The sequence below is a fragment of the Neolewinella persica DSM 23188 genome (assembly GCF_000373105.1).
GTDB lineage: Bacteria > Bacteroidota > Bacteroidia > Chitinophagales > Saprospiraceae > Neolewinella > Neolewinella persica.
The window spans coordinates 1-17495 of the sequence record NZ_KB890480.1 but is presented as its reverse complement, the minus strand read 5'-3'; the positions used below and the strand labels follow the sequence as shown (position 1 = coordinate 17495).

General features: G+C 53.0%; 16 protein-coding genes and 1 pseudogene. 9 read left to right on the top strand and 8 right to left on the bottom strand.

The features are described from left to right. The first annotated feature begins 154 nt into the window (after positions 1–154). The 4 genes from B036_RS0124930 to B036_RS0124910 all read left to right on the top strand — a co-directional run bounded on the left by B036_RS0124930 (position 155) and on the right by B036_RS0124910 (position 3195). Positions 155–1186 carry a hypothetical protein gene (locus B036_RS0124930; protein WP_020571461.1) on the top strand — a complete coding sequence of 344 codons (1032 nt, stop codon included), beginning with the start codon at positions 155–157 and terminating at the stop codon, positions 1184–1186. Between the two features lie 463 nt (positions 1187–1649). Further along, entirely contained in the window at positions 1650–2021 is a 372-nt protein-coding gene (locus tag B036_RS34020; protein ID WP_169435100.1) for a hypothetical protein, read from the top strand. Next, positions 2011–2553 (top strand): TlpA family protein disulfide reductase, encoded by a 543-nt coding sequence (locus B036_RS31040; protein ID WP_020571458.1) that lies wholly within the window; start codon positions 2011–2013, stop codon positions 2551–2553. Before B036_RS34020 ends, B036_RS31040 begins: the two co-directional genes overlap by 11 nt. A 3-nt stretch (positions 2554–2556) precedes the next feature. Beyond that, positions 2557–3195 (top strand): O-methyltransferase, encoded by a 639-nt coding sequence (locus B036_RS0124910; RefSeq protein WP_020571457.1) that lies wholly within the window; start codon positions 2557–2559, stop codon positions 3193–3195. Positions 3196–3277: 82 nt separating this feature from the next. On the opposite strand, the gene B036_RS31035 is transcribed toward B036_RS0124910, so the two are convergent. From B036_RS31035 to B036_RS0124885, 5 genes are all read right to left on the bottom strand, one after another. Then, positions 3278–4312, bottom strand: a complete 1035-nt coding sequence (locus B036_RS31035; RefSeq protein WP_020571456.1) for an NAD(P)/FAD-dependent oxidoreductase — start codon at positions 4310–4312, stop codon at positions 3278–3280. Between the two features lie 213 nt (positions 4313–4525). After that, the gene (locus tag B036_RS0124900; RefSeq protein ID WP_020571455.1) at positions 4526–5200 is read right to left on the bottom strand and encodes a phosphoadenylyl-sulfate reductase; all 675 of its coding nucleotides are present in this window, start codon (positions 5198–5200) and stop codon (positions 4526–4528) included. Between the two features lie 236 nt (positions 5201–5436). Further along, complete coding sequence (locus B036_RS31030; RefSeq protein ID WP_020571454.1) at positions 5437–6225, bottom strand: precorrin-2 dehydrogenase/sirohydrochlorin ferrochelatase family protein; 789 nt, start codon at positions 6223–6225, stop codon at positions 5437–5439. Positions 6226–6264: 39 nt separating this feature from the next. Next, positions 6265–7038, bottom strand: a complete 774-nt coding sequence (gene cobA, locus B036_RS31025; RefSeq protein WP_020571453.1) for a uroporphyrinogen-III C-methyltransferase — start codon at positions 7036–7038, stop codon at positions 6265–6267. 193 nt (positions 7039–7231) lie between these two features. After that, the gene (locus tag B036_RS0124885) at positions 7232–9352 is read right to left on the bottom strand and encodes a nitrite/sulfite reductase (protein WP_020571452.1); all 2121 of its coding nucleotides are present in this window, start codon (positions 9350–9352) and stop codon (positions 7232–7234) included. 428 nt (positions 9353–9780) lie between these two features. Between B036_RS0124885 and B036_RS0124880 the strand changes: the two genes are divergently transcribed. The 3 genes from B036_RS0124880 (at position 9781) to B036_RS0124870 (ending at position 12010) form a co-directional block, all read left to right on the top strand. After that, positions 9781–10356, top strand: a complete 576-nt coding sequence (locus B036_RS0124880) for an RNA polymerase sigma factor (protein WP_020571451.1) — start codon at positions 9781–9783, stop codon at positions 10354–10356. Positions 10357–10452: 96 nt separating this feature from the next. Beyond that, positions 10453–11046, top strand: a complete 594-nt coding sequence (locus tag B036_RS0124875; protein ID WP_020571450.1) for a hypothetical protein — start codon at positions 10453–10455, stop codon at positions 11044–11046. A gap of 40 nt (positions 11047–11086) precedes the next feature. Further along, positions 11087–12010 carry a DUF4097 family beta strand repeat-containing protein gene (locus B036_RS0124870; protein ID WP_169435099.1) on the top strand — a complete coding sequence of 308 codons (924 nt, stop codon included), beginning with the start codon at positions 11087–11089 and terminating at the stop codon, positions 12008–12010. A gap of 94 nt (positions 12011–12104) precedes the next feature. Here the strand turns inward: B036_RS0124870 and B036_RS0124865 are convergent, their stop codons facing one another. The 3 genes from B036_RS0124865 to B036_RS0124850 form a co-directional block, all read right to left on the bottom strand. Continuing rightward, on the bottom strand, positions 12105–12863 hold the full coding sequence (locus tag B036_RS0124865; RefSeq protein WP_020571448.1) for a hypothetical protein: 759 nt from the start codon (positions 12861–12863) through the stop codon (positions 12105–12107). Between the two features lie 24 nt (positions 12864–12887). Further along, positions 12888–14921 carry an OstA-like protein gene (locus B036_RS0124860; protein WP_020571447.1) on the bottom strand — a complete coding sequence of 678 codons (2034 nt, stop codon included), beginning with the start codon at positions 14919–14921 and terminating at the stop codon, positions 12888–12890. Positions 14922–15385: 464 nt separating this feature from the next. After that, the gene (locus tag B036_RS0124850; protein ID WP_020571445.1) at positions 15386–15961 is read right to left on the bottom strand and encodes a CvpA family protein; all 576 of its coding nucleotides are present in this window, start codon (positions 15959–15961) and stop codon (positions 15386–15388) included. 291 nt (positions 15962–16252) lie between these two features. Between B036_RS0124850 and B036_RS0124845 the strand changes: the two genes are divergently transcribed. Together B036_RS0124845 and B036_RS34195 are read left to right on the top strand one after the other, a co-directional pair. Further along, positions 16253–17188, top strand: a complete 936-nt coding sequence (locus B036_RS0124845) for a D-2-hydroxyacid dehydrogenase (RefSeq protein WP_020571444.1) — start codon at positions 16253–16255, stop codon at positions 17186–17188. Positions 17189–17299: 111 nt separating this feature from the next. Next, positions 17300–17495, top strand: a pseudogene (locus tag B036_RS34195) (transposase); the annotation flags it as partial.

The window sequence follows — 17495 nt, the reverse complement described above, 5'->3', positions numbered from 1 at the left end:
TTAACATAAATCCGTAATACTTTTCGATAAAGGTGCGTTAATAGCCCCGTCCCGACCAACGAACACGCTTTTTCTTTCAGGGACATTTTTCCGGTTTCGCTCCCGGCCGTTGCACTGGCCATAGTGAGGGAAGCCATCACTAAACCAACGCCACATGGCTACCATTCAGAATAATCCATCCTCCACCCCATCCCCCAAGTTCACGCCTACTCCGGCGCCGAAGCCCAACCGCACGCCCCTTTTGCTGGGTGCAATTGCCGTGTTGCTGCTGGCCCTTGCAGGTCTGGGCATCGGTTACGCTAACCGCGGTACCGAAAACGCTGAACTCGCCACCGACCTCGTCGAAATGGAGCAGTTCAAAGCAACTGCCGAAAAGCAGTACTACGAGAGCCTCGCAGAGCTTGAAGAAATGCGCGGCAGTAATGAGGAACTCAATGCGCTGATTGACCAGCAAAAAGAGGAACTCCGCACACAGAAGGACAAAATTACCGGTCTCGCCCGCGACAGCCGTAACCTCGTGGCTGCCCGCCGGGAGTTGAAAGAACTCCGCACACAGACTGACGGCTACCTGGTTCAACTCGAAGAGATGCGAATCGCCAATGCCCAGCTCACCGAGAACAACCAAATTTTGACCAGCGAACGAAACCTGCTCAGCAGCGATCTCCAAGTCAGCCGCCAACAAAACGAGAGCCTCAACACCGAGCGTGCTGTCCTCGTTTCCGAACGGGAGCAACTGACCAGTACCAATCAGGAACTGAGTCGTAAAGTCGGCATCGCCAGTGTGATCAAAGCCAATAACGTTACGGTAGTTGGCCAAAAAGAACGCTCTAACGGCAAGTTTGTCGACCGGAAAAATGCCAACAGCATTGACCGCCTCTACGTTTGTTTCAATAGCCTCGACAATGGCGTGGCGCAGCCCGGAGATGAAAGTTTCCAGCTACGGATTATCAACCCAGCGGGTGAAACAATCCAGATTGATGCAGAAGGTAGTGGTATCATGACCAGCGCCGAGACCGGTGACCAGATCCCCTACACCAAGTCCGTCAACTTCGGTTTCGACGGTTCCGCCGCCAGCCACTGTGCCGAGTGGAAAGTAGCTAATCAGCAATACGCTGAAGGTACTTACACCGCTGAGCTGTACAACAAAGGCTTCTTTGTTGGCCAGGGCACGGTAGTGCTCAAGTAAGCTCAATCAGTTTCGCAAGTAGGCAGTTCCTGCCCTTGCTCCTAATTTACTGACCAAAAACAGGGTCGTGGACTTTTAGTCTGCGGCCCTTTTTTTTGCAGGGGTTGCAGGGGTTGCAGGGGTTGCAGGGGTTGCAGGGGTTGCAGGGGTTGCAGGGGTTGCAGGGGTTGCAGGGGTTGCAGGGGTTGCANAGGGGTTGCAGGGGTTGCAGGGGTTGCAGGGGTTGCAGGGGTTGCAGGGGTTGCAGGGGTTGCAGGGGTTGCAGGGGTTGCAGAAAAAAATTGCCGCAGGCAATTCAAGCAAATTTTTTCAGCCCTTTTTTAAAAAAAATTGTCAAAAACGAGCGGAGCGAGCTGCCTGATGCGGTAGCTGCAACCTGCAACGCGCCGAAGGCGTTCTGCAACGGAAGCGTAAGCGACCTCTGCAACAAGGAGCGAAGCGACTGGCCTGTAACGCGAACGCAGTGCACCCTAAACCTTGCCCATCCCCACCGGTTTACCAAGTCCAACCAATCCCAATAAACATCAACGCACAATCTTTACTTTCCGAGTCGTTAGAATTTCCCGTGCAGCGGGAAACGATGGATGAAGCTACTTTCCTTCGTCATTTGGCGGATGCCGTAGATTACTGGATGCAGCATCGGATGGAACAGTTGATGAGCCTCTGCTACACCCTGGATGTTTCGGAATCGGCCGTAGCCGACGCCTTCCATCCGGCTGCGCCGGAACCTGCCAATCTTGGCTTGGCGCGGTTGTTGTATGCCAGACAAATTCAACGATTGGAAACCAAACGAACTTATAAAACGCCCCCCCTCGACGATGAAAATGCCTGGTAGAAAATTCTGGATCCCACTCCTTCTCCTCGCTGCCTACTTCGGCGGCCGTGCCTGGTATTTCTCTCCTAATGTTAGCAGCGACGAGTTTGCGAAGGATTTTACGGCCATACGGGCCGACGGCAAATCGTTCACGCTGACCGAACTGCGGGGAAACTACGTCCTGCTGGATTTCTGGGGCAGCTGGTGCGGCCCCTGCCGGCGGGAAAGCCCCGGACTCGTACAGTTGCACGAAACCATGGGCGATCAGCTTATCATTGTTTCGGTCGCTATAGAACGCGATAGCACCGCATGGCAACGGGCGCTGATACAGGATAAAAAAACCTGGCCCTATCAGGTAATGGATTACACCAAAAGTTTTAAGTTCCTGGGCGGTAACATTGCCGGGATGTACGGCGTCAAACAGGTACCGACCAATTTTCTGATTGATCCGGATACCGGAGTTGTCGGGGTTAATGTTCCATTGGATGAAATTCCCCACTTAATTGGTATTGGAGCTTCCGGCGCTCCTACTTCCCACAATACGGACCTTTAGACCATGCGCGACAACATCGACCCCGTTTACGAATACGCCCAATCCGTCTCTGGCCCTACCCCTGCCTACCTCAACGAAGTAGAGCGGCAGACCTACCTGAAAACCATGGCGCCCCAAATGCTGAGTGGTCGGTTGCAGGGACGGTTACTGGCGATGCTGAGTAAACTGCGCCAGCCTAAAACCATTCTGGAGTTCGGCACCTTTACGGGGTATTCCGCGCTTTGCCTGGCCGAGGGGTTGGCTACCGGCGGAATACTTCATACCATCGAGGGCAACAAAGAGATGGCCTTTCTGGCCCGGGGAAATTTTGCGGCTTCGCCCTTTGCGGAGCAAATTCAACTGCACGTTGGTCAGGCGGCCAACCTGTTTCCGAACCTAAAAGGCCCCTTTGACCTCATCTTCCTCGATGGTGACAAGCGGAGTTATCCGGACTATTACCCCGACCTGATTGACCGGCTTACGCCCGGAGGGCTCTTACTGGCCGACAATATTTTGTGGGACGGAAAAGTCAGTGCTTCCGGCAAACTGGGCGCAGATGCATTAGCCTTACGTGCCTACAACCAGCTGCTGGCCGACGATCCAAAGATGGAGGTAGTAGTACTGCCCATACGGGATGGGCTGAGTGTAGGGCGAAAGCTTTAGTACTCGTTAAAAAGCTCTTCAGTTGGGCGGCGGCGCGCAGGTGCAAAGTAAGGTGAAGTAGCAGAGTTCTGCCATGCTTCCCTTACGCGGGCACCGCAGTAGTCTCTTCCTTAGGCAAGCCCTCTACACCATTTACGGTAGTGTATTTGAAGCTCAGTTTCTTATCCGGGTAGATGTAGCTGAAGGCCGATTGTACCGCAATAGTTCCCTCGTGGAAACCACAAAGAATCAGTTTCAATTTGCCCTCATAGGTGTTGATATCTCCAATGGCGTAAATCCCCTCAACCCCGGTACTGTAGTCCTTCGTATCGACCACAATTGCGTTCTTATCTATCTGGAGCCCCCAGTCTGCGATCGGGCCAAGCTTCGGAGCAAGGCCAAACAGAGGAATAAACTCATCAACTGAGACCAGTTCCTCTTCGCCAGTTTTATGCTTTACGGTGATGCCACTAACGTGATCTTCGCCCGAAATACCAACTGCCTGAGCATTGGTAATGAGGTTAATCCTGCCAGCAGCAGCCAGGTCCATTACCTTCTCGACACTGTCCAGAGCTCCTCGGAAAGAATCTCTTCGGTGCACCAACGTCACTTCGCTGGCGACGTCAGCCAGGAAAATAGTCCAGTCCAGCGCAGAATCACCGCCACCGGCCAATAAAACGCGCTTGTCCCGGTAAACTTCCGGGTCGCGGATAACGTAAGCAACACCTTTATCTTCAAAGTCGGCAATGCCAGGAATTGGTGGTTTACGAGGTTCAAAACAGCCTAAGCCACCAGCAACCATAATTACGGGCGCCTGGTGGACAGTTCCTTTAGAGGTGGTGATCTGATACATCTTCTCTCCTACCTTTTCAATGCGTTCGGCCCGTTCACCAAGGGTGAAGCCAGGATTGAAAGGTTTTATCTGTTCCATCAGGTTATCCACCAGTTCTCCGGCCAATACGGTCGGGTAACCGGGTATGTCGTAGATCGGCTTCTTCGGGTATATCTCCGTCAACTGTCCGCCGGGCTGCCCCAGGCTGTCGATCAGATGGCAACGAAGTTTCAATAATCCCGCTTCGAAGACGGTGAAAAGACCGACTGGGCCGGCGCCAATTATTAGGATGTCTGTTTGGATCACAGTTGTATAAATTTTGATTATTGGGGTTATAACGTTTTTGATTCTTTTGAGTTTCAGAATAGTGGATAGTCAATAGTTGGTAGTACTACCGCAAGTTTGTGCTCGCTTCGCTCGTACGGTTTGGTCTTTAGAGCCGGTATTGCTCAAGGCGAAGCCGCCACGAACGAAGTGAGCTCTTCCACTCCAATATGCGGTAGTACTACCGACTACTCACTAAACGTGCAAGCCGCACTCATCCTTATCCTTCCCTGCCCACCGGCCCGCGCGCCCTTGTCCGGGTCGGGTACAATGATGGCAGCCGATGGAACCGTAGCCTTTGGCTTCGAGCGGATGACGGGGCAATTTATCTTTTTCGAGGTGGAATAAGAACTCTCCCTCGGTGATATCGATCAGTGGATGGAAATGAATCAGGCCCTCTACTTCTTCAAATATCCGCATGGCAGCGCGGTTCATCGTCTGGTAACTGTGCACACCCGACATCCAAACGGTATGTTCTTCCTTAACGGCTTTTAACGGCAGCACCTTATTGTAGTGACAGCAGCGACTGGGCTGCGACTCCCACATTTCGGCGGCTACGGTTTGCTCATGGCGATCCTTTTCGGGATGAATCTCCACCACCTCCAGGCCCGTGATTTCCGACAGGGTGTCTTTGTAAGCCAGCGTTTCGGGGAAGTGGTAACCGGTATTAAGCATGTGTACTTTTTGCCGGGCATTGCCCCGGCTTACCAGGGTCAGCATCACCACGGACTTAGTGCCGAAGCTGCTGGTAAAAAGCACCCGGTCTACCGGAAAATATTCGTAGAGGCGACTGATCCGCTCCTGAAACCCGAGGGCTTCGAATTCTGCGTTCAAGGCTTCGATGTCTACGTTGATGATGGTCTTTGTCATGGTTATTTTCTTGGGGTCTAAAGCAATGGTGAGTGAGAGAATTACTGAATGGGAGAATACGCAGATTACAGTTCATCCAAAATTCGATTGATTGTAGTTCACGTGGCATGATCAATGTCATTCAAGGAATTCATTGTCCGCGTCATTCACTCATTCTTTTATTCTGTCATTCTCTATGGGCGCGGCCGCAGGTGCAGAGGAGGTTTCTTGGCAAGGGCACTCCAGTACCCGTTTCATTATTTATCGGGCACTGGAGTGCCCTTACCAGCTGTTTCCACCAGGCATTCTCCATCCGGGCATCGGCAAGCCGCTTTTTCATCGGTGGCCGAAGAGAGTAAACTGTTTGTCACTGCATTCAGTTGACGGACTTTCGCCTGAAAATCACCGGTTAACCGATCCCTGAACAGTTTAAGGTTATCAAGTAGGTTGGTGGTCTCAAAGTCTGGAAGCTCCGCTTCCAGGAATTGCCGGAAGCGCTTGGCGAAGGTGGGGCTCTGTCCATTAGTACTGATGGCGATCTTCAGCGGTCCGCGGGTGACGATGCTACCCAGGTAAAAATCACAGAGGGAAGGCGTATCTGCTATGTTGGTTAATCTTCGTGCGGCTTTCGCCGCAGTCCAGACCGTAAAATTTATTTCTTTGAAGTTGGTAGCGGCGACAACTAGGTCCGCGACCCGGACGTCAGACTCCCGAAACTTTCGTTCGTACCAGATAACGGTTCCACCAGCGGGTGTTTGCCATTCTCCAGCCGTCGCTTCGCCGGCGAACCGGGCCGCCCTAAGCTGGTTTCCGCCGAAGCCTGCTTCGTCTACCGGTCCTTGTTCCTGCGTCCGCGCCTGCTCATCGTACTGATCAAGCAACGCTTTCAGTTCCTCTCCCATCCAGGGCGCGACCAGCACCACCCGGGCGTTTGGGCTGGACTTGAGGATAAAGCTGAGCTTCTCCTCCCCTACCTCGCCGGCACCTACTACCAGCAGCTGGAGGCGGTCCAGGCGGAAGAAGGCTGGGTATAGTTGGTTATTCATTCTCGGTTCTCGATTTTAGATTCTCGATTTTGGATTGGGCTAACGCACAGAGATGCTCAATTCGTTCGTGACGGCCTCCAGCGCACCGTTGCGGAAGTTCGGGTGCTGAGAAACCGTCTTACCTAAGACAATGATTCCCGGCCCCTTGTCCCGTTCGGCAGCGACACGTCCGGCAATGTCGTTAACGGTGCCCAGCCAGCAACGTTCGTCGGGCCGACTACCGTTCTGAATAACCATAGCCGGCAGATCACCCTTGCCTTCAGCGTCCCAAAGGGCGCAAATTTGATCTAACCGCCCCAGGCCCATCAGGATGATGACGGTAGCATCGGTTCGCGGGGCCAAAAGTAAGTCTTTACTCAAACCACCACTTCGGGTATGCGCCGTCAACACCCAAAAGCTGTCGGCGTAGCCACGGCTGGTGGGGGCTACGCCCTGAAGCTCGGGAAGGCTTATGCAGCTGCTGATGCCCGGAACTACGGTCGTTGGCACTCCCTGCTCGCGAGCGTAGGCGATCTCTTCCTGTCCGCGGCCAAAGACGAAAGGATCACCGCCCTTAAGCCGGACAGCGTGCCCATACTCGTAGGCAGAAGCCACCAGTAAGGCATTGATCTCTTCCTGTTTCTTGTAGTGGCAGCCGGCGCGCTTACCCACGAAGATCCGCTGGCAGTGCGCCGGGGTTTCGTCGAGCAGCTCATCGGAGCTGAGGGCATCGTAGAGGACTACGTCGGCGGATTGCAGCGCTTTGAGGCCTTTACGGGTGATGAGGTCGGGGTCTCCGGGGCCGGCGCCTACTAGGGTGATGTGGGGAGTCATATGGTAGAGGGCTTGTAGCCCGAATGATGCTGGGCCTAAGGCCAGCAGTTATTTGAAGGTCCCCGGATTACGCGGATGGCTGCGCCACCACGCTTCATCCGGGGTTAAAGCGATTTGATCCCTCCGGGATCTGAGGAGGCGCCACCACGCTTTATCCGGGGTTAAAACGATTTGATCCCTCCGGGATCGGTGGCTAGGCTTTGTAGTATTCGCCTACCACTACTTTGTCCAGCTGCGCCTCGCGCGTCTTGATGGCCTTGGAGACGAAGGCCCGGGCGTCGGCGAGGTAGGCCCGGACGAAGTCCGGGGTAGGTTCGTTTTTCTTGATTCGCAGGACGAAGTCAGGGAAAGGCATTGCTTCGCTGAACCGATTGCCGAACTGTTCCGTAAAGTCGTTGAGGATACCAATGTGCGTGTTACACTTCACGTCTTCGGCCAGCAGCAGCGCCTTAGCGGCGGTGATCATGGCGGAGTAGGCGTGGTAACCGGCATCGGCCCAGGCTTCCCCTTTTACGGACTGGCCAGCTGCGATGACTTTGTCAGAAGCATCATTAAGGATGGCACCGATCACGTCGAGGCTGACACCGGCACACTCGCCGACACCAATTTCCTGGCGATAGTCCTCGTCCTGTCCCCAATCATAGAATTCTTCGGTGGTGATGGTTTTACTGTCGCCCAATGATTTCAGGACATTGTAGAAGTAGCGCCTTCCCTGGCGGATTACGTAGTCGTTATAGTACTCGCCTTCCGTCGCGTTCTCTTTGTAGTCGTTAAAAAGATCCCGGACAACCTGTGGGATTCGGCGGGTGGGTACTTTGATGACTTTTTCGGCGACGAAGCCACGGCCATCGGGCGCAATACCGCCGCCAACGACCACCTGCATAGCCGGAGCGATCTTCTGTCCAACCCGTATGCTGCTGCCGTGGAAACCGATGTTGGCCGCCATGTGCTGACCACAGCCGTTCATACAACCGGAGATTTTGATTCGGATATCGTCTTCAGTTACCATTTCGGGGAACTCATCGCGTACCAGGTCTTCCAGCACTTTGGCCAGGCCGGTAGAATTGGTCACACCCAAGACACAGGTATCGGTGCCCGGGCAGGCGGTGATGTCGGCAGTGGTATCGTAGCCTGGCAGTCCCAGGTTGAGGGCGTACAAACCGTTGAACAAATGCGGCAGGGCAGATGGTGGCACGTAACGTAGTACCATACCTTGCTGAACACTTAGTCGTATATCGTCGCTGGCGAACTCCTTAATGAGTCCGGCCAGCAGGCGGGCTTGTTCGGCTTCCAGGTTACCGAGGGGGATACGGATGGCTACGGCGCGGTAGCCGCCCTGGCGTTGTTCCAGCACATTGGTCCGGAGCCACTCTTCATAAAGTTTAGCGTGTAGCGGTTCGGCTGTCCCGAAGTTGTCGCCTGGTACCTGGCCAAGGCTGGGCACGAGGCTTTCGTCGATGGTGTAGGTCTTATTCGCAACGGCGGGCATTTCTTCTTCTACCAGCTCCATAAAACGCTCCAGGCCGAGGTCCTTGAGGAGATACTTCATGCGGGCCTTCATCCGCTTTTCCCGTTCGCCGTAGCGATCGAAGACACGGATGGCCGCCTCCATGAACGGGATGATCCGATCGGCTTCGAGAAACTCAAAGGCTGTGGGAGCAACCATGGAAACTGCGCCCAGCCCTCCACCAACGACGACCTTAAACCCTTTGACACCGTTTTGGATGCGGGGGATAAAGCCGAAGTCGTGGAAATAGGTAAAGGCGGAATCTTTCTCAGAAGACGAAAATGCAGGTTTTATTTTGCGGCCCATCTCCTGGCAAATGGGGTTGCGCAGGAAATAGTCGAAGGAGGCATAGACGTAAGGGCTTACGTCAAACGGTTCGTCGGGGTCGACACCGGCCAGGGGGCTGGCGGTAAGGTTACGAACGGTATTACCACAGGCCTCGCGGGCGGTCATGCCGGCTTCGCTTAACTCCTTCCAGATGGCGGGGCTGTCGTTGAGTTTTACGTAGTGCAGCTGTATGTTTTGCCGCGTGGTAATGTGCAGCCGGCCATTGGTGTACTTCTCGGAAATATTGGCCAGTGCAATCAACTGGTCGGGCGTAATGTGGCCAAACGGGATTTTGGTCCGGAACATATGCACGCCAATTTGGCGCTGACCATACACCCCTCTGGTCAGGCGGTAATGCTTGAAGCGGTCCTCATCTTCCTGACCTCGCTGGTAGGCGTAAATCCGGCTGGTGAGTTCTTGAATATCCGCCCGGTCAGGGGCATTAAGGTGGTTGAGATCAATATTTTCGCTGATAGTCATGTCCAAAACTACCCGTCATTCAGCACTTAGTTTGAATTAAACCATGAACAAAACAACATATGAACGGATTACGGAAGGATACAAGAATTACGTTTTCAGCGACTTAAACATTATAACAAAACAGATTAGTAAAATACTTAACATATTTTTAATTTTATAAATTGTTTTATGGGCGCGGTCGCAGGTGCAAGGGAAGGGGTAAAGGGCGAACGGGCTCTGCACCGAAAAAGAGTACAAGGCCAGCCAATAACCGTTTTAAAAAGCTGCGCTTTTTTCTCGGGCCACAGTACCTCGCCCTTGCTTCTTATACCATTCTCTGCACCTGCGGCCCCGCCCGATGCTTCTACCCAATACCCAGCAACAAAAAATCGTTCTCCACCCAACCATCCCTTACTTATTCCCCTCTCTATTGCATACTCTCACATGTGATGATTAAGATTTTCAAACCTACCACGGCAAAGGCATCGCCACCGACAACACCCGCCCGCATGACCGAACAGGAACTCGTGGCGGCCTGCCGGCGGCAGGATCGCCGTGCCCAAAAAGAATTATACGACCGCTACAGCCGAGCCATGTATACCGCTTGTTACCGTATTTGTGCTGATTTTGACCTAGCCAATGATGCGCTGCAAGAAGGATTCCTTAAGGTATTCCAGAAGCTGGACACCTACCGGGGAGAAAGCACCATTGGCGCCTGGATGAAGGTGGTGATCGTACGAACTGCCCTGAATAAACTACGCCGGCATAAGGTCACCCAGGAATTGCCCTTAAACTATGCCGACGAAGAAGTAAATTGGGATACGACGAGCCTGGATACAGAGTATCTGGAAAAGGCCATTAACCAGCTGCCCGACGGCTACCGCGCCGTGTTTGTACTCATCGAAGTAGAAGGTTACAAACACCAGGAGGTGGCCGACATGCTAAACATCACCGTAGGAACTAGCAAGAGCCAGCTGTTCTACGCCAAAAAGAAACTACGCGAATACTTGCGTCACTACGTTTAGTCTTAATTGATCTATTGGTACTATTGGTCCATTAGTACCAATAGATCAATAGTACCAACAGAACAATAGACCAAATAATACCAACAGTCCAAAACGATGAAGGAAAAAAACGCTGATAAACTCCGGGACGCCCTGAGCAGGCTACCGGCTTACGATGCCCCCGGCTCCGCCTGGGATGCCATCGATAAAGGCCTCTCCCCTACACTGGCAGATCAACTACCGACCTACCAGCCGGCTGCCGGCGTGTGGAACGCCATCAGCCGGAAAATGGAACAGGCCGAAGTTGCCACGCTGCAGCAGACAATGGCAAAGCAGCGCCAGCTTCCGTGGCGAAAATTAGCGGGTATTGCAGCCGCCATTGCTCTCCTGCTAACCGTTGGTATTGGGCTGAACAGTATCGACCGCCCGGCGAAGGTGACCATCGCTTACCACCAGGAAATTGCTCCGGCCATGACCATTCCTGACTGGGATGACAACGAAGCGAGCTTTACCAACGCCCTGGCCGAAATTGAAGCAAGAAACGAACCTAAGCTCAATGCACTTGGTCAGGAACTGATAGAACTGAACGAAGCCAAAGAAGAGATCAAGGCCACTCTTGTCGCTTATGGTGATGACGCCTCCGTCATCCGTCAGTTGGCCGAAATTGAACGGGACCGGTCAGATATTTACCGGCAGATTATTGAACTTTAGCTTTATTTACCGGCCTGAAGGCCGGGTAACCATCCCTTACATGCGTTTCCTCCCTTTCCTTATTTTTGCTTTCTCCCCTTTCCTCGGTGCGCAAACGTCGAACGCGCTGCGCGAGGTCGTTACCAAAACGATTGAAGACACCTATACCTACCGACCAGGGAACGAACTGGCTGTAGAGGGAGAGAAAGCTGAGATATTTGTAGAAACCTGGGACAAGCAGAAGATTCAGGTTAAGATAGTGATGACCGCCAGCCACCCAAAGCTGGAGCAGGCGGAAACCGATCTACAGAACCTGGACTATATCGCCGAGGTTGCCGGTCAAAAGATATTCCTTAAGAACAAACTGAAAGACAAATCCCTGCGTTCGCGGAGCGAACTAACGGTGCATTATTACATTACGCTACCCGAAGAATGCCCGGTATACCTGAAGAGCCACTTCGGTGGTGCGACCATCTCTAACCTCCGGAACCAACTGCGGATCAACGGTGAATTCTCCGCAATTAACATTGATAACGTTCATGGCATTCTGGATATCCGCAGCCGTTTCGGTGACATTACCGGCGAACGCATCGACGGTAACGTTGTGATCAATTCCCGCCGGTCAGACATCAACCTCTTCGATATCGGCGGCACCTTCAACATCACCGCGCAGTACGGCGAGCTAAAGATCAGTCCCAACCTTAGTATGCGGGATTTACAGATCAATGCCGATAAAAGCGACGTGTATATCTACGAACCCCTCGGCGGAGAAGGGATGGCCTATGACTTATCCCTGAATAACGGTGAAGTCAAACTACCTGACGGCCGCCGGGTGATCGAACTGGAACGAACGACGGAAGTCCGCCGCTTCGCCATCCGGCCGAGTAAGGAGCGAATGGGAACCATTACGGCTAGTGTGGCTTTTGGGGACTTGTACCTGGATAAGCAGACCAGGGAGTTGAAGGCTGGAGTTACGCGATTTTAGTGGGACAGCGGCTTGATGGCAGGGCAGTAGTACAACCCTAAAAACAAGGTTGCTCAGAGCAAGCACGGTTCGGTAAGCCAACAGTGGCAGGCAACTAGATCCGTTCCAAAGATCCCATAGGCAGCCACCCCTGCTTTCCATCCTCCAAACTAACTTTAACGAAGCCGTCAAACTCATCCAATACCCGGAGTTTGAGGCCGGTAGAAAGAGATTTTTCGAGCGTGGCATCTGCTCCTGGCGCGACACGCAGGTCGGCGGTTTTGGCCACCAAAATGGCCTCCCGGTCGTTGTCCAGAAAAGCGTTCCTGCTGTTACCGATGCTAAAAAAGAGGATGGCCAGAACTAAGGAAATGGCTGCGCCTGGCAGGAGAGCAAATCGTTTCTTCTCGTCCATTTCCTTGCGACGAAGGAACCAGATAACGGCCCCCGCTACCGCAAAACACCAAAAGACCATGGCCAACCAAAAAAGGGTACCGGCCCCCAAAGTGGCACCGATGGCGCGCCACCAGCGCGCCAGAAAAAAGTCAGGTAATACCTGCCGGGTAATCCCCGCTTCTGCCCGGACGTACTTAAGGTTATTCGTCAGCCTATCATGTCCGGGCTTAAGGCGTAAGCCCCGCTCGTAGCTAAGGATGGCCCGGCCAAAATCTGCCCGTTGAAAATGGGCATTCCCCAGTGCCTGGTACAAGTCGGGGCTAACCTTTCCTGTTTTAATAAGACTGTCGAGGGCGGCAACCTGCATGCGGGCATCGTCCCCGCCTAATGCTTCACGGGCAGCGGACAGTTCCGAAGACTGAGCGGACACAGAAACAGGCAGGAAGAGAAACAGGCAAAAGGTCAGGATTCGGGGCATAGGGCAAAAATAATTAATCAGGTACTATTCTTTAGGCAATACCGCCGGAGGTCCGCTTTTCTCAGCAGGATAAGCCTCCAACACCGGCAGTACCGCCGGCTTTTCTCCAGTGCGCCCCTTAAACAGGTCCTCCACCGTTAATGGCTTTCGCTCCGTTTCCCAACGGAAGCCTTCCAGCTTGAAGGTTTCGTGATTAACTGCCTGCATAGGTTCCATTTTACCACTGGGCGCACTAAGAAAACGAATCTTCTTAACGCCGCCGTTCTTAAAGTGTAGTACCATCGAGCTGCAGGCCGTCTTGTTTACCCCAACGTAGGCCCCCGCTTCATCAACGATGTAATAAATGGCTTCGGCATTACCCTTTACTTCGGTGCGGGAGAGGCTGGTGCTGTCAAAGAACGCTTCGATTTGTTTGCCTTTTACCTGGTTGAAAAACACCAGATCAGGTGTAGTGATGACCAGGCCATTGCGTAACAACTGTACCTTGTCCAGGGCTTCACCCTTGAAATGGATGCGGACGGTATCTCCCGTCAGCTGACTGGTGTCTTGCCAAAGGATGGGGTTTTGGTAAAGCGTTAGCACCGAGTCGATGGTATTGAAGCCCAGGGAATCACAGACCGCCTGCATGTCGGACTTAAGAATCCTGACGTCGTGGTGCGCCGCCAGGTAACGTATCGTATCATAGGTGACCAGCGTATCTGTACTTGTCAAGACGTTTACCGTCAGCGAATCCCCCAACATCACCGTATCGCGGGAGAGAACGGTGGTGGTATAGCTTGTATCAACCATATCGCTACGGACAGAAACCAGGGTATCGGCGACCATCCACATCGTGTCCCCTTCGAGGACCGAAGTCATCATTGGCCGGTTGCCGTAGTAGTCGGGCCGTCCGGACCGGTCGGGGCCGGCACCGCCACTTGCCAGCAGGTAACCGGTGGTTTCGTTGTACCGGGCAGTTGCGGCAGCGATGGTGACGTTGGCCGAGGTATCCTGCCAGAACACACGGCCGGAGGCCGTGCTGAAGCCGGTTTCGGGGTCTGAGTCTAACCGGTCTGCCAGGATGATCATTGGCGGGGCGGACACCCGGGGCCTGCCGCCTACAACAGAATAGACCGCCCGTTTTATGTCATAATCGATGGTATCCCCCGTAACTGTCTGTATGGAATCCCGGACGGAGGCGTTGCCCTCCAGTTTATACTTGTCTTCGCGACGGAAGTAGTTAATTCGTTCGGCTGTGGCCCGTTGAAAGTCGCCTTCGGCGACGAAAGCGTTGCCTTCGAGGATGTAGGTTTCCCGCAGTCCGCCAAAGTAGCGGATGGTATCGGCTGCGGCTTTCCGGTTACCGCTGAGGTACTGCGCGTTTTGGCTAAAAACGGCCTCATCAAGTTGCACGTCGTAATAACCGGATTCACAGTAGATCCGGTGGGTATCGGTGCGGATGACGGTAGGACCGAGGAAGTACACCCGATCTGCGGCAAGGTCATACATCAGGGTATCGGCCCTCATTTCAAAGCGATCATCAATGGCTACCACGCTGTCGCGGAAATACACCTGCTGGCGATCGGCGTAGTAGTAGCCGTGGGTACTGCTCAACTCGGTGGTGCCGTTAGAGACAATGCGGCCGCCGGTATGGTAGGTGGCCAGCTTGGTCTTTAAGTCGTAGTCGAGCCGGTCCGTAAATAGCTCAGTTTTTCCCCGTTGCAGGGCAACGTGGCCACGTAGTTTAGCCAGGAGAGTTTCGGCGTTGTAATCGAGTTGATCGGAGAAAGCAGCGAGGCTGTCACCTTGTTGGATGGTGACGTTGTCGTAAGCGTAAACCTGTATTTCATTAATAATTTTAGCGCTGTCGCAGTACATGAAAATACTGTCCTGGCTCAGCTCTACCTCACCCACCAAAATCTGGACGGCCCCTTTATTCAGGGCGATCAGCTCGTTTGCATTATCAATGTTGACGACCTCAGCAGCAGCTGTATCCACGGGGTTACGGACCTGGGCGCGGACGCAGGTGCAAAGAAAGATTAAAACAGCAAAAAGGAGCCAGTGGCGATAATTACGCATAAGATCGGGCGCAAAGATAATCCACTGATGCGGCGGATGGTTTATTTGCGTGGGGATATGACGCTTTGCGTGGGTGGAGCGTGTTAATCGGGTGAAGTTTTTAACGGAGCTTTAACCTTAGTCAGGACGTCATAGAATCAAGCGAGTCGCCTGGCCCCGTCCAACGAATTCTTTTTGGCCTGCCGCAGCTGGGCTAAAACCTTGTCTGATTGCCTGGCGTAGACAACCTGACCCGCCAGGCGGACTTTTCCGCCTTCGCTCCTGCGTCGCACGTAAAAAAGCATCCGTCGGACGGGCAAAACAATGTCAAGCAGTACCGGCATTGAATCCCTGAGTGGCGAGTTTCTGAGTAGCTAGCATAGGTATCTTTCGCTACGCTGCGCATGCTCACCTTAGGCGAATGAGCGAAGCGAAATGTGTGGTGACAGCGGCAGCGCTACATGACTACCAGACCACAAGACTAACTATTCCTCCATGTCAAAAATAGAGTCGTTTTCGCCCTTATCAACGTTGTCCCGCAGCGAATCCATTGCATCAACTGCACGGTCGTAGAAGTCACGGAATACGGGATAAAGGTCTTTACCGCGTTCCCAAACGGCGGTGCGGATCACGTTCAGCGGTTTGTAGGTAATGCTGGTAGCAGCAACCTCTTTGGAAATGATCCTGGTTTGGTCGCCAAAGTAGACGAGGCCAGAGAAGATAAAAGTGAAGAACAGTCCTGAAAGGACGCCCCCCATAATTTGGTTGATGAAGTTGATGTTTACCTTCTCCAGGAAACTGGTCAGGCCCCGGGCGACGATCTTAAAGAGCACCAAAGTAAGTACAGCGACCACAAAAAAGCCGAGGATAAAACCACCGGTTGTCGTCATCGCAGGTGCCCACGAATACAGGATGTCCCCCATGATGGGGCCAAACTTCATCGCCGCCAGAATACCGAAGATATAACTGGTGAGCGTAAGGACCGTGGCGATGATGCCTTTGGAATAGCCTACGTAGAAACCGTATGCCAGAAAGATGAGACAGATGATATCGATTGCCATAGCTACAAAGTTACGGAAAAGATGAGCCTGGACCAGGTTTTGGTGGTTGCCTTAGACGAACAACGGCATTAAGTAGACGAATTTGTGTTATTAGTCCATGGCCCTAAGGTAATGTGGTAAATGGCACCTTTAACCCTTTGTCTTTTAACCTTCCCTTTGCACCTGCGGCCGCGCCATCTGATTGTCGACCGACCGTAGAAACCAAAATAAAACACCTGACGAATACCTTTCAGGGTCCCGCCTTTTTCCGTTTCTTTGCGCCGCATTTACCCCCCAAAATAACCCTCCCGAATGATTCGTATTCTTGCAAATGACGGCATTGCCGCCAATGGAAAAGCTCAATTGGAAGCTGCCGGCTTTGAAGTCGTCACAGACCATATCCCCCAGGACCAGTTGATGACTGAGCTAAACAACTTCGACGTCATCTGCGTCCGTTCGGCCACTAAAGTTCGTCAGGACCTGATCGACGCCAGCCCAAACCTTAAGGCCATCTGCCGTGGTGGTGTCGGTATCGACAACATCGATCACGCTTACGCCAAGACCAAGGGCATCCCTACTTACAACACGCCGGCCGCCTCCAGCCAAAGTGTCGCCGAGCTCGTTTTCGCCCACTTCTTCAGCTTGAGCCGCGACGTACAGCGTTCCAATTTTGAGCTCCGTGCCGCCGACAGTGACTTCAAAAAACTAAAAAAGGCTTACGCTGGCGGTCAGCAGCTTCGGGGTAAAACCCTCGGCATCCTCGGTTTCGGCCGAATTGGTGTTGAAGCAGCCCGAATCGGACTGGGCATTGGCATGAACATACTCCCCGTTGACCTGATCAAGGAAAACGAAGCCATCGAACTGGACCTCATGGGTCAAAAGGTCGTGGTCAACGTTCCCGTTGTAAGTATGGAAAAAATGCTTGCTGAAGCAGACTACATCACCATCCACGTTCCTGGTGGCAACCTGATCGGTGCAGAACAACTCGCTAAGATGAAAGACGGCGTTATCCTGGCCAACACCAGCCGTGGCGGCGTCATCAACGAAGATGCCCTGATTGAAGCCCTCAACTCCGGCAAGGTCCGCGGTGCGGCTCTCGACGTGTTCATCGGTGAACCTACTCCACGCCGTGATCTGCTGGAGCATCCACAGATCAGCGTTACGCCACACATCGGTGCCGCGACTGGCGAGGCACAGTACAATATTGGTACGGAGCTGGCGGATCAGATCATTGCGCACTTTGAGTAAGCTGGACCCCTGAAAAACATGAGTCATCCCGAATTTTGGCGATGACAAAAAATTAGGCCTTTTGTGTATTTTCGAGGAGTTCTCACACTTCAAGAAAAACTCAAAAGGCCTATGTTTTTAAAGTTACTGCAAGATAAAGCAACTACTCCAATAAAGCGAAAAGCAGGTCCATTTCTCCTTCGTCAAGTAGATCGTTACACCCGTCAGATAAGGGTAGATTTGGATGCTGCTATTGATAAGCGACTGGTGGGGACTTTTTTCAACCTATTCGTCATCATTCTTATGTTTCGTGAGCGACGCATGGGAT

Bases quoted from the DNA above. Each gene is read 5' to 3' on its own strand.
- B036_RS0124845 (WP_020571444.1), top strand. From the start codon at position 16,253: ATGATTCGTATTCTTGCAAATGACGGCATTGCCGCCAATGGAAAAGCT.
- B036_RS0124875 (WP_020571450.1), top strand. From the start codon at position 10,453: ATGAAGGAAAAAAACGCTGATAAACTCCGGGACGCCCTGAGCAGGCTA.
- B036_RS31030 (WP_020571454.1), bottom strand. From the start codon at position 6,225: ATGAATAACCAACTATACCCAGCCTTCTTCCGCCTGGACCGCCTCCAG.
- B036_RS0124865 (WP_020571448.1), bottom strand. From the start codon at position 12,863: ATGCCCCGAATCCTGACCTTTTGCCTGTTTCTCTTCCTGCCTGTTTCT.
- B036_RS0124850 (WP_020571445.1), bottom strand. From the start codon at position 15,961: ATGGCAATCGATATCATCTGTCTCATCTTTCTGGCATACGGTTTCTAC.
- B036_RS0124885 (WP_020571452.1), bottom strand. From the start codon at position 9,352: ATGACTATCAGCGAAAATATTGATCTCAACCACCTTAATGCCCCTGAC.
- B036_RS31040 (WP_020571458.1), top strand. From the start codon at position 2,011: ATGCCTGGTAGAAAATTCTGGATCCCACTCCTTCTCCTCGCTGCCTAC.
- cobA (WP_020571453.1), bottom strand. From the start codon at position 7,038: ATGACTCCCCACATCACCCTAGTAGGCGCCGGCCCCGGAGACCCCGAC.
- B036_RS0124880 (WP_020571451.1), top strand. From the start codon at position 9,781: ATGATTAAGATTTTCAAACCTACCACGGCAAAGGCATCGCCACCGACA.
- B036_RS0124870 (WP_169435099.1), top strand. From the start codon at position 11,087: ATGCGTTTCCTCCCTTTCCTTATTTTTGCTTTCTCCCCTTTCCTCGGT.
- B036_RS0124860 (WP_020571447.1), bottom strand. From the start codon at position 14,921: ATGCGTAATTATCGCCACTGGCTCCTTTTTGCTGTTTTAATCTTTCTT.
- B036_RS0124930 (WP_020571461.1), top strand. From the start codon at position 155: ATGGCTACCATTCAGAATAATCCATCCTCCACCCCATCCCCCAAGTTC.
- B036_RS0124910 (WP_020571457.1), top strand. From the start codon at position 2,557: ATGCGCGACAACATCGACCCCGTTTACGAATACGCCCAATCCGTCTCT.
- B036_RS0124900 (WP_020571455.1), bottom strand. From the start codon at position 5,200: ATGACAAAGACCATCATCAACGTAGACATCGAAGCCTTGAACGCAGAA.